This is a genomic window from Massilia orientalis (assembly GCF_030411975.2).
GTDB classification, from domain to species: domain Bacteria; phylum Pseudomonadota; class Gammaproteobacteria; order Burkholderiales; family Burkholderiaceae_D; genus Telluria; species Telluria orientalis.
The window spans coordinates 261,330-274,717 of record NZ_JASNRB020000003.1 but is presented as its reverse complement, the minus strand read 5'-3'; the positions used below and the strand labels follow the sequence as shown (position 1 = coordinate 274,717).

13 protein-coding genes are annotated in these 13,388 nt (G+C 68.5%); 9 read left to right on the top strand and 4 right to left on the bottom strand.

What is annotated here, in order from left to right:
• Positions 1-91: 91 nt before the first annotated feature.
• Positions 92-499, top strand: a complete 408-nt coding sequence (locus QPK29_RS05515) for a DoxX family protein (protein WP_371770266.1) — start codon at positions 92-94, stop codon at positions 497-499.
• Here QPK29_RS05515 and tcuC read toward each other — a convergent pair.
• From tcuC to QPK29_RS05500, 3 genes are read right to left on the bottom strand one after another with little or no spacing between them, the layout of a single operon-like run.
• On the bottom strand, positions 492-1,814 hold the full coding sequence (gene tcuC, locus QPK29_RS05510) for an MFS transporter (protein ID WP_371770267.1): 1,323 nt from the start codon (positions 1,812-1,814) through the stop codon (positions 492-494). The genes QPK29_RS05515 and tcuC overlap by 8 nt on opposite strands.
• Positions 1,815-1,834: 20 nt before the next feature.
• Positions 1,835-2,605 (bottom strand): substrate-binding domain-containing protein, encoded by a 771-nt coding sequence (locus tag QPK29_RS05505; RefSeq protein WP_371770268.1) that lies wholly within the window; start codon positions 2,603-2,605, stop codon positions 1,835-1,837.
• A gap of 13 nt (positions 2,606-2,618) precedes the next feature.
• Positions 2,619-3,668, bottom strand: a complete 1,050-nt coding sequence (locus tag QPK29_RS05500; protein ID WP_371770269.1) for a porin — start codon at positions 3,666-3,668, stop codon at positions 2,619-2,621.
• Positions 3,669-3,775: 107 nt separating this feature from the next.
• Here QPK29_RS05500 and QPK29_RS05495 point away from each other — a divergent pair, with 107 nt between their 5' ends.
• Entirely contained in the window at positions 3,776-4,678 is a 903-nt protein-coding gene (locus QPK29_RS05495) for a LysR family transcriptional regulator (protein WP_371770270.1), read from the top strand.
• On the opposite strand, the gene QPK29_RS05490 is transcribed toward QPK29_RS05495, so the two are convergent.
• On the bottom strand, positions 4,672-5,538 hold the full coding sequence (locus tag QPK29_RS05490; RefSeq protein WP_371770271.1) for a DMT family transporter: 867 nt from the start codon (positions 5,536-5,538) through the stop codon (positions 4,672-4,674). The genes QPK29_RS05495 and QPK29_RS05490 overlap by 7 nt on opposite strands.
• Before the next feature lie 81 nt (positions 5,539-5,619).
• Here QPK29_RS05490 and QPK29_RS05485 point away from each other — a divergent pair, with 81 nt between their 5' ends.
• The 7 genes from QPK29_RS05485 to QPK29_RS05455 all read left to right on the top strand — a co-directional run bounded on the left by QPK29_RS05485 (position 5,620) and on the right by QPK29_RS05455 (position 13,354).
• Positions 5,620-6,537 carry a LysR family transcriptional regulator gene (locus QPK29_RS05485; RefSeq protein WP_056133096.1) on the top strand — a complete coding sequence of 306 codons (918 nt, stop codon included), beginning with the start codon at positions 5,620-5,622 and terminating at the stop codon, positions 6,535-6,537.
• Between the two features lie 132 nt (positions 6,538-6,669).
• A complete protein-coding gene (locus tag QPK29_RS05480) occupies positions 6,670-7,911 on the top strand; it encodes an ABC transporter substrate-binding protein (protein ID WP_056133093.1) in 1,242 nt (413 codons plus the stop codon).
• A 1-nt stretch (position 7,912) separates the two neighbouring features.
• Complete coding sequence (locus QPK29_RS05475) at positions 7,913-8,788, top strand: carbohydrate ABC transporter permease (protein ID WP_371770272.1); 876 nt, start codon at positions 7,913-7,915, stop codon at positions 8,786-8,788.
• 2 nt (positions 8,789-8,790) lie between these two features.
• Complete coding sequence (locus QPK29_RS05470) at positions 8,791-9,717, top strand: carbohydrate ABC transporter permease (RefSeq protein ID WP_371770391.1); 927 nt, start codon at positions 8,791-8,793, stop codon at positions 9,715-9,717.
• Positions 9,718-9,720: 3 nt separating this feature from the next.
• Complete coding sequence (locus tag QPK29_RS05465) at positions 9,721-10,773, top strand: ABC transporter ATP-binding protein (RefSeq protein WP_371770273.1); 1,053 nt, start codon at positions 9,721-9,723, stop codon at positions 10,771-10,773.
• Positions 10,774-10,855: 82 nt separating this feature from the next.
• Positions 10,856-11,884, top strand: coding sequence for a LacI family DNA-binding transcriptional regulator (locus QPK29_RS05460; protein ID WP_371770274.1), 1,029 nt, complete (start codon positions 10,856-10,858; stop codon positions 11,882-11,884).
• A gap of 90 nt (positions 11,885-11,974) precedes the next feature.
• Entirely contained in the window at positions 11,975-13,354 is a 1,380-nt protein-coding gene (locus QPK29_RS05455; protein WP_371770275.1) for a GH1 family beta-glucosidase, read from the top strand.
• Positions 13,355-13,388: the final 34 nt, after the last annotated feature.

Genomic DNA, 13,388 nt, shown 5'->3' with positions numbered 1-13,388 from the left:
GGCATTCTTGTCTGGATCAGGAATCAACGGCTGGTTCTCTTCAGGTGGCGTACCATGGGAGTATACAGTCGTGCTCACTCCAGGAGGGGATATGCAAAACCAGATGGACGATGGCGGCAAGCTGCTCCTGCGCGCCGTGCTGGCCGTGTTGATCCTGTTTCACGGCGTGTCGAAGCTGATCGGGGGCGTCGGCTTCATCAGCGGCATGCTGGCCAAGGCGGGGCTGCCGGGCGCCCTGGCCTATCTCGTTTACATTGGCGAGGTGATCGCGCCGCTGCTGATCCTGTTCGGCGTGTTCACGCGCGCCGCGGCGCTCGTCGTGGTCGTGAACATGATCGTCGCGCTGCTGCTGGTCCACACGAGCCAGTTCTTCACCCTGAGCGACACGGGCGGCTGGGCGCTCGAACTGCAGGGCATGTATCTCGGCGTCGCCGTCGCCATCGCCCTGCTCGGGGCGGGGCGCTACAGCGTCGGCGGCGCGGCCGGCCGCTTCAATTGACGGCCACGCGCTCCTTCACGATGCCGCGGTAGACGAGGAACGTCGCGAACAGGCTGATCGCGGCGGCCCCCGCCATCCACCAGCCGGGTGCGGCCTTGTCGCCCGTGGCTTCGATCAGCCACGTAGAGAACAGCGGCGTCATGCCGCCGAACAGCGCGGTCGCGAGACTGTAGGCGAGCGAGAACCCGGTCGTGCGTACCTGCATCGGGATGATTTCCGTGAGCGCGACGATGGTGGCGCCGTTGTAGCTGCCGTACAGGAACGACAGCCACAGCTCGATCATCACCATATTGCCGAAGCTGGGATGCGCGATCAGCCACGACAAGGCCGGATACGCCGTCACGGCGGCCAGCGCCGAGCAGACGGCCATCACGGGCCAGCGGCCGATGCGGTCCGACAGGGCGCCCATCACGGGCAGCCAGATGAAGTTCGACACGCCGACGCACAGCGTCACGAGCAGGCTCTCCTCGGTGGAGAGTTTCAGCACGCTCTTGCCGAACGTGGGCGTGTAGACGGTGATCAGGTAGAACGCGACGGTCGTCATCACGACCAGCATGGCGCCGGCCGTCACGATGGGCCAGTTCAGGGTCAGCGTGCGCATCACCTGGGGGAAGGTCGGGTGCGACTTCTGCGCGAGATACGCCTGCGTCTCCTGCAGCGAGCGGCGGATGTAGAAGACGACGGGGATGATCGAGCAGCCGATGAAGAACGGGATGCGCCAGCCCCAGTCGGCGATGACCTCCTTCGGCATCAGGTGATTAAGGCCATAACCCAGCGCCGCGGAGAATACGACGGCCACCTGCTGGCTGGCCGACTGCCAGCTCACGTAGTATCCCTTGTTGCCCGGCGTCGCCATCTCGGACAGGTAGACGGACACGCCGCCCAGTTCCACGCCCGCCGAAAAGCCCTGCAGCAGGCGGCCGGCCAGCACGAGCAGCGGCGCCATGAGGCCGATGGTCGCGTAGCCGGGCACGAACGCGATCAGCGCCGTGCCCGATGCCATGATGCCGAGCGTGAGCACGAGACCCTTGCGGCGGCCGATGCGGTCGACGTAGCTGCCCAGGCAGATGGCGCCCAGCGGCCGCATGAAGAAGCCCGCGCCGAACGTGGCGAACGTCATCATCAGCGCGGCGTACTCGCTGGTCGCCGGGAAGAACGCGGCCGCGATCTGGTTCGCGTAGAAGCCGAACAGGAAGAAATCGTACATCTCGATGAAATTCCCGCTCGTGACGCGGATGACGGCGCCGAGCTTCGATGGCCCGCGCGCGGGTGCTGCTGTCGCGACGCGCGCCGCGACGGTGGTTTGACTGGTCATGATGTGTCTCCGGAGTGGGTTCAGTGCTGCGCCGCGGCGGGTTCGAGTCCGGTGGCCTCGATGGCGGGCGCGTTCGCGGGGGCCGCGAGGAAGCGGAGCAGGGCGCGGCCCGCGTCCGCGTGGGGAGCGCCGCGCACGATGGCGCCGGCGAACTGCGTCTTCAACTGGACCTCGGCCGGCAGCACGCCGACGATGTCGATACCCTGCACGGGTTTCAGCTCGCTCCTTTGCTGGCAGCCGAAATCGGCTTCGCCGTGCGCGATGATCTCGCCCACCGGCGTGGCCGGGATCTGCGCGGCCTTGCCCTGCATCTGCTGCTGGATGCCCAGTTTATCCAGCAGTTCGCGCTTGATGTATTCGCCGCTCGCGCTGTCCGAGTACGCCACCTTCGACGCATGCAGGAAGGCCTGGCGCAGGCCGTCGACGGTGCCGATGTCGGGCTTCGGCACGCCATGGCGCACGGCGCACGCGATCGGGGAATCGGCGAGGATGACCTTGCTGCCCGGTTCCAGCTTCCCTTCGGTCATCAGCTTGTCCAGTGCGTCGCCGACCATGATGACGACATCGATATGTTCGCCGCGCGCGAGGCGCGCGGGAATCGCGTGCTTCGTCGCACCCATCGACGGGCCCCACTCGGACACGAGCTTGTCGCCGCTCACGCGCTCGTACGGCCCGGACAAGTCCTTGTAGGCCTGGGCGAAACCGCCCGAGCTGACGACGTGCACGTCGGTGGCGTGGGCGATGCCGGCGGTGGCGAAGGCGAGGGCGGCCAGGGTGGTCTTGATGTGCATAAGGGTCTCCTTGTCAGAATTTCTGCATGAGGCCGAGCGTGACGCCCGTGCCGTGGCGGTCCTTCGACGCGGCATCGCCGCGCCAGGCCGTGTAGTCGGCTTCCACATACGCCGTGGTGCGCGGCGCGAGCGTCTTTTCGACGAACAGGAAGCCGCGGTCGAAGCCGTCGTCGACGTAGCCGGTGGCCTCGCGCCGCACGCTGTACCAGGCGGCCGTCACGAGCAGGTCGCGCCCCAGCGGGCGGCTTACGCCCGCGGACAGCACGCGCTGATGCACGGTCCTGGCCGGTCCGGTGTCCGCGTCGTTGCGCGCCGCGTTGGCCTTCACCTGCCAGGCGCCGAGCCGCACGGCGGCGCCGAGGCTCCACGCATCGAGCGGCAGGCCGTCGCGGCTGCGGAACTGCATCGTCGCGCCGGAGACGACCCAGTCCGGGTGCTGGTACGCGAGAGCGACGCCGTGGCTGCTCGAGGCGCCCGCATCGCCGGCCACTTCGCCCGCCGAATACGCGGCGCGCGCCTGCCACGGCCCCACGGTCGCCGTGTACTTGACCGTGTTGTCCAGGCGGTAGAAGTTGTCCGCGTAGCCGCTCGGACCATACTGGCGCCCGAACGCATGCGTGCCGAACGCCGTGTTCGAGAGGCCCGCCACGTTGATGTTCGGGTTGAACGACGCGTCGCGCTTGCCGAGCGGGTCGACGGGGACCAGCGCGTCGGAGATCAGGTTGGCCTGGCGTCCGAGGGCGAGCTGGCCGTAGGGGGAATCGAGGCCGGCCCAGGCCTGGCGGTCGAGCAGGCGGTCGCTCTTGGCCTGCGTGCCGGTGTCGGCGCTGATGCCGCCTTCGAGCCGGAACACGGCCTTCCAGCCGCCGCCGAGATCCTCCTGGCCGCGCAGGCCCCAGCGGCTAGTCTGGTTCACGCCGCTTGCGACGGATGTCGTTCTGCCGGCCAGGCCGTCGACGGCGCGCAGGCCGACGTCGACGATGCCGTAGAGATTGACGCTGGTCTGGGCGAGGCTGGTGCCGCTGGCAAGCAGCAATACGGTGAGGGCGCAGGATTGGCGCACGGTGTCTCCTTGTGATGCCTTCTTGGCGAGGCTGATGGGTAAGTGGCTAGATCATCCGATAAAACGAATGATTTGATAATTGCAAATTTCCAGCGTATTCTTGCGTCATGCGCATCCATTACGATCTTCATGACTTGCAGGCGTTCGTGGCCGTGGCGCAACGGGCCAGCTTCCGGCAGGCCGCGGCCGACCTGTTCCTGTCCCAGTCGGCGTTGAGCCGGCGCATCGACAAGCTCGAGGACAGCTTGGGCGTCAAGCTGTTCGAGCGGACCACGCGCCGCGTGCAGTTGACGAACGTCGGCCAGACCTTCCTCGTCAACGTGCGCACGGCGCTGGACGGTCTGGAAGACGCGGTGCTCGGCGTGGCCGATCTCGCGGCCCATCGCACCGGCTCCGTCACGCTCGCGTGCGTGCCGTCCGCCGTGTGGCACTTCCTGCCGGACGTCCTGGCGCGCTTCAGCGAGCGCTTCCCGCGCATCCGCGTGCGCGTGCACGACGAGAGCGCGCAGGACGTGCTGAACCTCGTACTGGCGGGCGTAGCGGATTTCGGCATCAACTTCACCGGCGCGGAAAACCCGGAGATCGAGTTCGAGCCGATCTACGTGGAGAGCTATGTGCTGGCGATGCGCAGCAGCCATCCGCTCGCGGGCCGCAAGGAGCTCAGTTGGAAGGAGACCATGAACGAGCGCTACATCTCGGTCGCGACGTCGAGCGGCAACCGTACCGTCATCGACGCGGCGCTGGCCGGCGTCGAAAAGCACCCGGTGATCCTGTGCGAGGTGAACCACGTGTCCGGTGTGCTGGCCCTCGTCGAGGCGGGGATGGGCGTGGCCGCCGTGCCCGGCCTGTCCGTGCTGCCGGGCCGTCAGGACACGATCGTCGGCGTGCCGCTCGTGAACCCGGCCATCCACCGGACCCTGGGCCTGATCGCCAAGCGCAACCACACGATGGCCCCGGCCGCGCGCACGCTGTTCGACATGCTGCGGGAAGCCTTGGTGAAACCTCAGTGAAGCCGTGAGCGGCGCTGGCTCCACAGCAGCCCGGCCAGCACGAGCGCACCGCCGGCCGCGTGGTAGCCGCGCAGCCGTTCGCCCAGCAATCCCCACGCGCCCAGCGCGACCAGCAGCGGCAGCAGATTCATGAAGACGGCGGCGCGCGCGGGGCCGATCCGCTTGATGCCGTTCATCCAGCAGAACGGCGCCCCGATCGACGCGGCGGTGCCGGCGTACAGGACCAGCGGCAGGTTGGCGGCCGTGACCGGCGAGGCGGGCGCGCACCACCAGAACGGCGCGAGGCAGAGTACGCCGAAGCCGATCTGCACGTACAGCTGTTCCCAGGTCGACAGCGGCAGCGCCCAGCGCTTGAGCAGGACGCCATACACGGCGTTCGACGCGACGGCGACGACCATCAACGCATCGCCGGGATGCAGTCCGCCGTGGAGCAGCCGCGCCGGCGCGCCCTGCGCCGCGAGGACGACCACGCCGGCCAGCGACAGCAGGGCGCCTCCGATCGTCGCCCGCGTCGGACGCTCGCCGCCGGCCGCCGCGGCCAGCAGCGCGGACATCAGCGGCATCGTGGCGACGATCACGCCCATGTTGATCGCCGTCGTGGTCCGCGCCGCCTGGTAGGCCAGTCCCTGGTAGGTCGCCATGCCGAGGGCGCCCAGCAGCGCGAGTTTCGGCCAGTGCCGCGCCACGACGGCGCGCTTGTGCCACACGGCGCGCGCGACGAACGGCGTGAGGATCGCGCCGGCGAGCACCCAACGGTAGAAGGCGATGGCGGCCGGTGCGATGGCGGTGGCCGCCGATTTGGTGACCAGCGTGTTGCCGGTCCAGATGCACACGGCCAGCAGGGGAAAGAGTGTATTCATGCCGCCATCATCATCCGGCCGCGGGCTGTGCGTAAAGTGATATCCTTGCAGGCAACCCGTGCACTGTATGCAGCATTCGCGATGACCCTCCAGACGCTCGACCTCAATCTCCTCGTCGACCTCGACGCCCTGCTGCAGGCGGGCAGCGTGGCGGGCGCGGCACAACGCCTGCACGTGAGCGCGCCGGCGATGAGCCGCCGCCTCGCGCGGCTGCGCGATGCATTCGGCGACCCGCTGTTCGTGCCGGCCGGGCGCGGCCTCGTGCCGACGTCGCGCGCGCTGGCGCTGCGCGAGGCGGTCACCCACGCCATCGACCAGGTGCGCGGCGTGCTGCAGCCGCCGCGCGTGGATTTTGCGACCCTGGAACGGACGTTCACGATCCGCGCCAACGACGGTTTCGCCGGCGCGTGGGCGGCAAGGCTGGCGGCCGCGATGCGCGCCGAGGCGCCGGGCACCGCACTGCAGTTCCTGCCGCGCGCGAGCCGGGATCCGGACGCGCTGCGCAGCGGCGAGGTCGACCTCGACATCCTCGTCGTGAAGGGGCCGGAGCCGGGCATCCTCACCGAGCGGCTGTTCACGGCGTCGTTCGTCGGCGTCGTGCGGCGCGGCCACCCCTTGTGCGCCGGGCGCCGCCGCGCCAGAATCACGGCGGAGGCATTCGTCGCGTGGCAGCACATCGCCACGTCGCCCGGGCGGCGCTCGTGCGCGGCGGTCGACGTGGCCCTGGCCGAGCGGGGCCTGCGCCGCACCGTCGCCCTCGTCGCGCCGGGATTCCAGGCCGCGCTGGCGATGGCCCTGGCGTCCGACTTCGTCGCCGTGATGCCGGCGCCGTTCGTGCAGTGGGCGATGACGACGATGCCGCTGCAGACGTTTGCGCTGCCGTTCGCGCTGCCGGCCGTGGACGTGGAACAGTGCTGGCACCAGCGCCAGCATGCCGACCCCGTCCACGCGTGGCTGCGGCGCCACGTCCAGGCCGTGTGCGCGCAGGCGGCAGGCTAGGGAGTTGTTTTGTTTGACACTGATTTTTTTGGGATGTTATAGTCGGACCATGCCCATGGGAACGTTTCCATGGGATGCCGAGTACGTATAAAAAAGGCGCCGGCCCCGCCAGGACGCCATCACGGAGACAGCATGTACGGAACCCGCAGGGCGTTGCTGTGCGCCTCACTGTGCGCATGGCTGTGCGCGACCGCAAGCGCGGCGCATGGCGGTCCACGGGCCGAGGTGATCCACTGGTGGACGTCCGGCGGCGAATCGGCCGCCGTGAAGCAGGTCGAGCAGGCCTACCGCGACGCCGGCGGCACGTGGGTCGACACCGCCATCGCGGGCGGCGACCAGTCGCGCGCCGTCACCATCAACCGCATCATCGGCGGCAATCCGCCGACCGCCGCCCAGTTCAATACATCGAAGCAGTTCCTCGACATCATCGAGGAAGACCTGCTGAATCCCGTCGACGATCTCGCCCGGCGCGACCGCTGGGACCAGGTGCTGCCCGCGCCCATCGTCGACGTGATCAAGGTGCGCGGCCACTGGTATGCCGTGCCGATGAACATCCACATGCAGACGTGGATCTGGTACTCGAAGGCGGCGTTCGCGAAGGCCGGCATCACGCGCGAGCCCGCGACGATGGACGAGCTGTTCGCGGCCCTCGACAAGCTGAAGGCGGCGGGCGTGATCCCGCTCGCGCACGGCGGCCAGGCGTGGCAGGACATCCTGCTGTTTTCGATGGTCCTGTCGAACATGGGCGGGCGCGAGCTATATTTGAAGGTGATCCGGGACCGCGACCAGGCCGCGATCCGTTCCGCCGAATTTCGCAAGGTCCTCGTCGCGTACAAGCGCCTGCAGGGCTACGTCGATCCGGCGTCGCCGGGCCGCAACTGGAACGACGCGACGGCGCTCGTCATCGGCGGCAAGGCCGGCATGCAGATCATGGGCGACTGGGCCAAGGGAGAATTCATCGCCGCCGGCCAGGCGCCGGGCCGCCAGTTCGGCTGCCTGCCGGGCCTGGGCGCGGACAGCCCCTACCTGATCCAGGGCGACGTGTTCGTGTTCCCCAAAACGGACGATGCGGGTGCGCTGCGCGCGCAGAAACTGCTCGCGAGCGTGGTCGAGAATCCGGGCGTGCAACTCGCGTTCAACAAGCTGAAAGGCTCGGTGCCCGTGCGGCTCGATGCGGACGACAGCCAGTTCGACGCGTGCGCGCGCAAGGGCATGGCGATCCTGCGCGACCCGAAGCGACCCGTCGGCGTCGCCGAGGTGTACCTGACTCCGGACCAGAACGGCGCGCTGCAGGACGTGTTGACCGCCTACTGGAACACCAGCATGCCCGTCGAACGGGCCCAGAACAGCATCGCGTCGGCGCTGCGCTACTGACATGGCGACCCTGAAGCTCTCCCGTGTGACGCCTTATGCCGCGCTGCTGCCGATGGCCCTCGTCGCCGCACTCGGCTATCTCGGCGCCGGCCTGTGGACCTTTTATATTTCGCTGACCGGCTCGCGCACGTTCCCATCCGGGCACTTCATCGGCTTCGCCCAGTACCACCGGCTATTCGACAACGAGCGCTGGATGCTTTCCCTGCACAACTTGGCCGCGTACGGCGTGCTGTTCGTGCTGGCCTGCCTCGTGATCGGTTTCCTGCTCGCGGTATTCATCGACCAGAACGTGAAGGGCGAGGGTGTGTTCCGCACGATCTTCCTGTACCCGTACGCGATGTCGTTCGTGGCGACAGGCCTCGTGTGGCAATGGCTGCTGGCGCCGGGCGACGGCATCGACGGCAGCCTGCGCGCGCTCGGGTTCCACGACGTCCGCTTCGACTGGATCGTGTCGCAGGACTTCGCCATCTACACCGTCGTCATCGCCACCGTGTGGCAGATGTCCGGCCTCGTGATGGCGCTGATGCTGGCGGGCCTGCGCGGCGTCGATCCGGAAATCTGGAAGGCGGCGCGCCTGGACGGCATCCCCGCCTGGCGCGTGTACGCCCAGATCGTCCTGCCGATGCTGTGGCCGACGATCGCCACCGTCCTCCTGTTGCTGGCGACCGCGGTGGCGAAGCTGTACGATGCCGTCGTCGCGATGACGCAGGGCGGACCCGGCATCGCCAGCGAAGTGCCCGCGAAATTCATCATGGACCACCTGTTCCTGCGCTCGAACGTGGGCCTGGCGTCGGCCGGCGCGATCGTGCTGCTCGTGCCGGTGCTCGCGCTGCTCGCGCCCTATGCCTATGCCCGCAGCCGCAAGGAGGCCGCATGAAAATGGAATCGATCGTCCCGCCGCTGCCGGCCACGACACCCGTCGCCGTGCCGCGGAAGGCGGTCCGGCGCGCACGCCGCCGCTGGACGCCGGCCCGCATCGGCCTGTACGTGTTCCTGCTGGGCGCCGCGCTGTTCTTCCTGCTGCCGCTGTACGTGATGATCGTGACGTCGCTGAAGTCGATGGACGAGATCCGCCAGGGCGGCATCTTCGCGCTGCCGCACGCGCCGACGCTGGCGCCGTGGCGCCTCGCGTGGAGCGGCGTGTGCACGGGCGCCGCGTGCGACGGCGTGCGTACCGGCTTCTGGAATTCCGTCGCCATCACCGTGCCGTCGACGATCCTGACCATCCTGCTGGGCGCCGTGAACGGCTACGCGCTGTCGTTCTGGCGGCCGCGCGGCGCGAACCTCCTGTTCGGCATCCTGATGGCGGGCGCGTTCGTGCCCGTGCAGGTGATGATCTACCCGCTCGTGCGCGTGATGGCGCTGGCCGGCATCTTCGGCAGCCTGCCCGCGATCGTGCTCGTGCACCTCGTGTTCGGCATGCCCGTCATGACCCTGTTGTTCCGGAATTACTACTGCAATGTGCCGCACGAGCTGTTCCAGGCCGCGCGCATCGACGGCGGCGGGTTCTGGCGCATCTTCCTGCAGGTGATGTTGCCGATGTCGCTGCCGGTCGTCGTCGTCGCGGCGATCATGCAGGTAACGGGCGTGTGGAACGACTACATCCTCGGTCTCGTGTTCGCGGGGCGCGACAACATGCCGATGATGGTCCAGCTGAACAACGTGATCAACACGACGACCGGGGTGCGGCAGTACAACGTGAACATGGCGGCGACGATCCTCACCGCGCTCGTGCCGCTCGCGCTGTACTTCGTCTCGGGCCGCTGGTTCGTGCGCGGCATCGCTGCCGGCGCCGTGAAAGGATAGGGGATGGCGAACGTCTCGCTGCGCAAACTGAACATCGTCCTGGGCGGCAAGCCCATCATCCGTGACCTCGACCTCTGCGTGGAACCGGGCGAATTCCTCGTGCTGCTCGGCCCCTCCGGCTGCGGCAAGTCGACCTTGTTGCACAGTATCGCGGGCCTCGTCGACAGCGATTCCGGCGCCATCGAGATCGGCGGCCGCGACATGACCGACGCCGACCCCAGCGAGCGCGGGATCGGCATGGTGTTCCAGTCGTATGCGCTGTACCCGACGATGACGGTCGAGGACAATATGTCGTTCGGCCTGCGCATCGCCGGCACGCCGAAGGCCGAGATCCGTCGCCGCGTGGACCGCGCCGCCGCCATGTTGCAGCTGGATGCGCTGCTGCGCCGCAAGCCCGCGCAGCTGTCGGGCGGCCAGCGGCAGCGCGTCGCGATCGGGCGCGCGCTCGTGCGCGAGGCGCAGGTGTTCCTGTTCGACGAACCGCTGTCGAACCTGGACGCCAAGCTGCGCGCGGAACTCCGCCGCGAACTCAAGTTACTGCACCAGACGCTCGGCTCGACGATGATCTACGTGACGCACGACCAGGTGGAAGCGATGACGCTCGCGACCCGCATCGTCGTCATGCAGGGCGGAGAAATCCAGCAGATCGGCACGCCGCTGGACGTGTACGAGCGACCCGCGAACCGCTTCGTCGCGGGCTTCCTCGGCGCGCCGGCGATGGCGTTCGTCGAAGGGACGCTGGACGCGCAGGGACGTTTCGAGGCGGATGGCATGCGCTACCTGCAGGAAGACGCGTCGCGTCCCGCCGGACGGTCCGCGGTGCTGGGGATCCGCCCCGAGCACGTGGCGATCCAGCCCGACGGCGACTTCGTCGGCGAAGTGACGCTGGTGGAACCGATGGGCAACCACCAGGTCGTGTGGCTGCGCCGCGGGAAGGCGACGCTGGCGTCGCTCGTGCACGATGCCCGCAGCTACGCGCTGGGCGAGCGCGTGGCCTTTTCGATCGACACGGCGCGGGTGTCGCTGTTCGACCCGGCCACCGGAAATCGCCTCTAGACACGGCAACGACGAGAAGCCGCCTTGGAAGGCGGCAAATGCAGTATCCTTCGGACGAATCGACAGCATTGAGGAACACTTTGTGGCAACTATCAAGGACGTAGCGAAGCTGGCCGGCGTGGGACTGGGCACCGCGTCGCGCGTGGTGAGCGGGAAGGGCTCCGTGTCGCCGGCGACGCTGGCGCGCGTGAAGAAGGCAATCGACGAGCTGGGCTTCCGGCCGTCGCATGCGGCGCGCGCGCTGCTGTCCGGCACGAGCCGCATGGTCGGCGTGTACATCCCCGTGCTGAGCGGGACGTTCTACACGCCGATCCTGCAGATCATCGACACGGAACTGCGCGCGGCCGGCGTGCACATGGTGCTCGCGTTCGGCGTAGGCCTCGGCGACGAGCGCCGCCAGGCCATCGAGGGCGTCGAATTCCTCGTCGAACGCGGCTGCGACGGCCTGGTGGTGATGACGAGCGCGCTGCTGGAAGAAGACGTAACCGCGCTGGGCGCCAAGTCCGGCCAGCTCGTCGCGCTGAACCACAGTTTCGATTCCATGTCCGACCAGTGCTTCACCGTCGACCACACGCTGGGCGGCCGTCTCGCGGCGCGCGCGCTGCTGGACCACAAGCACCGCAAGATCGCCGTCGTCGAAGGCCCGCGCCAGCTGGAAGACAACCGCGCCCGTATCGACGGCTTCATGAGCGAGCTGCGTGACAACGGCATCGACCCCGCGAAGATCTGGCGCCTGGAGAGCGACTTTTCGCCGGCCGGCGGCTGGGCCGCGGCCAAGCAGCTGCTCGACTCGGGCTACCCGTGCACGGCGCTGTTCTGCGCGAACGACGAGATGGCCGTGGGCGCGCTGTCGTACTTCCAGGAGGCGGGCATCCGGGTGCCGCACGACCTGTCCGTGCTGGGCTACGACGACACGCCGAGTGCCGCCTTCTCCGCGCCGCGCCTCACGTCCGTGCACATGCCGTGGCGCGAGATGACGCAGAACGGCATCAACGCCTTGCTGAACCTGTGCTACGACATGCGCCGTCCCGTCACGCGCGAATTCCCCGTCAGCGTGACGTTGCGCGCCTCGCTGGCCAAGGCCCCGAGCGCGAAGCGAAAGGCCGCCTGACCCGACTTCCCGATCCGGCGCGCCGCCGCATGCGCGCCTTTTTTTGCGGCGCCTCTGGAAAGCTTTCCAATCACAACGACATACATCACGATGACCACCTACGATATCTTCCCGGGCGCCGACGGCCCGGAACCGCAGGCGCCGCAGCGCGCCGACTTCGGCTCCGATTTCCTGTGGGGCTGCGCGACGTCGTCGTACCAGATCGAGGGCGCCGGCACCGTGGACGGCCGGGTCGAATCGATCTGGGACCGGTTCGCGGCGACGCCCGGCAAGATCCGCGACGGTTCCTCCGGCGCGGTCGCCTGCGACCATTACCACCGCTGGCCGGCGGACCTCGACATCGGCCGCGACCTGGGCCTGAACGCCTACCGCTTCTCGATCGCATGGCCGCGCATCTGCGACGGGGTGAGCGAGACACCGAATGCGAAAGGCCTCGATTTCTACGACCGCCTCGTCGACGGCATGCTGGAGCGGGGCCTGCAGCCGTGGGCCACGCTGTACCACTGGGACCTGCCGCAATGGCTGCAGGACCGCGGCGGCTGGGCGTCGCGCGACACGGTCGACGCGTTCGTGGACATGGCCGACGCGGTGACGCGCCGCCTCGGCGACCGGGTGGGCCACTGGATCACGCACAACGAGCCGTGGTGCACGGCCATCATCGGCAATTACGAGGGCTGGCATGCGCCGGGCCTGACGGACCTCGGCACGGCGCTGCAGGTCGCGCACCACGTGCTGCTGTCGCACGGAAGGGCGGTGCCCGTGATCCGCGCGAACGTGCCCGGCGCGCAGGTCGGCATTTCGCTCAGCCTGCACCCGCTGCGGCCCGCGAGCGCCTCGCCGGAGGACGTCGCCGCGATGGATCGCCACGACGGCCTGCGCTACCGCTGGTTCCTCGACCCGCTGTACGGCCGCGGCTATCCGGAAGCGACGCTCGCGCAAGTGGGCAAGGCGGCGCCGGTCGTGCTGCCGGGCGACCTGGACGACATCGCCGTGCCGACCGACTTCCTCGGCGTGAACTACTACTTCCCGGAGACGGTCGCGCATGGTCCGGACCACGGTCCGCTCGGCGCCCGCATCCTGCCGGCGCAAGGGGAGATCACGGCAATGGGCTGGCCCGTGGCGCCGCAGGGCCTGTCCGAGCTGCTGGCCCGGGTCGACCGCGACTACCGTCCCGGCCCGTTGTACGTTACGGAAAACGGCTCGTGCTACGACGACGTGGTGACGGGCGACGGTGCCGTGCGCGACGTCGAACGCAGACGCTACCTGATGCGCCACCTGGCCGCGCTACGGCAGGCCGTGGCCGAAGGCGTGCCCGTGAAAGGCTATTTCGCGTGGAGCCTGCTGGACAATTTCGAGTGGGCGGAAGGCTATCTGCGCCGATTCGGCCTCGTGCACGTGGATTACGCCACGCAGGAGCGCCGGCTGAAGGACAGCGCGAAATGGTATCGCACGTTCCTGCGGGGGCTGTAAACGAGAGCGGGTGATTGACAGCGCGCGCGTTTGC

Excerpts from the sequence above, each read along its gene's own strand:
- QPK29_RS05480 (WP_056133093.1), top strand. The coding sequence starts at position 6,670 with ATGTACGGAACCCGCAGGGCGTTGCTGTGCGCCTCACTGTGCGCATGG.
- QPK29_RS05465 (WP_371770273.1), top strand. The coding sequence starts at position 9,721 with ATGGCGAACGTCTCGCTGCGCAAACTGAACATCGTCCTGGGCGGCAAG.
- QPK29_RS05490 (WP_371770271.1), bottom strand. The coding sequence starts at position 5,538 with ATGAATACACTCTTTCCCCTGCTGGCCGTGTGCATCTGGACCGGCAAC.
- tcuC (WP_371770267.1), bottom strand. The coding sequence starts at position 1,814 with ATGACCAGTCAAACCACCGTCGCGGCGCGCGTCGCGACAGCAGCACCC.
- QPK29_RS05515 (WP_371770266.1), top strand. The coding sequence starts at position 92 with ATGCAAAACCAGATGGACGATGGCGGCAAGCTGCTCCTGCGCGCCGTG.
- QPK29_RS05455 (WP_371770275.1), top strand. The coding sequence starts at position 11,975 with ATGACCACCTACGATATCTTCCCGGGCGCCGACGGCCCGGAACCGCAG.
- QPK29_RS05470 (WP_371770391.1), top strand. The coding sequence starts at position 8,791 with ATGGAATCGATCGTCCCGCCGCTGCCGGCCACGACACCCGTCGCCGTG.
- QPK29_RS05485 (WP_056133096.1), top strand. The coding sequence starts at position 5,620 with ATGACCCTCCAGACGCTCGACCTCAATCTCCTCGTCGACCTCGACGCC.
- QPK29_RS05495 (WP_371770270.1), top strand. The coding sequence starts at position 3,776 with ATGCGCATCCATTACGATCTTCATGACTTGCAGGCGTTCGTGGCCGTG.
- QPK29_RS05505 (WP_371770268.1), bottom strand. The coding sequence starts at position 2,605 with ATGCACATCAAGACCACCCTGGCCGCCCTCGCCTTCGCCACCGCCGGC.
- QPK29_RS05475 (WP_371770272.1), top strand. The coding sequence starts at position 7,913 with ATGGCGACCCTGAAGCTCTCCCGTGTGACGCCTTATGCCGCGCTGCTG.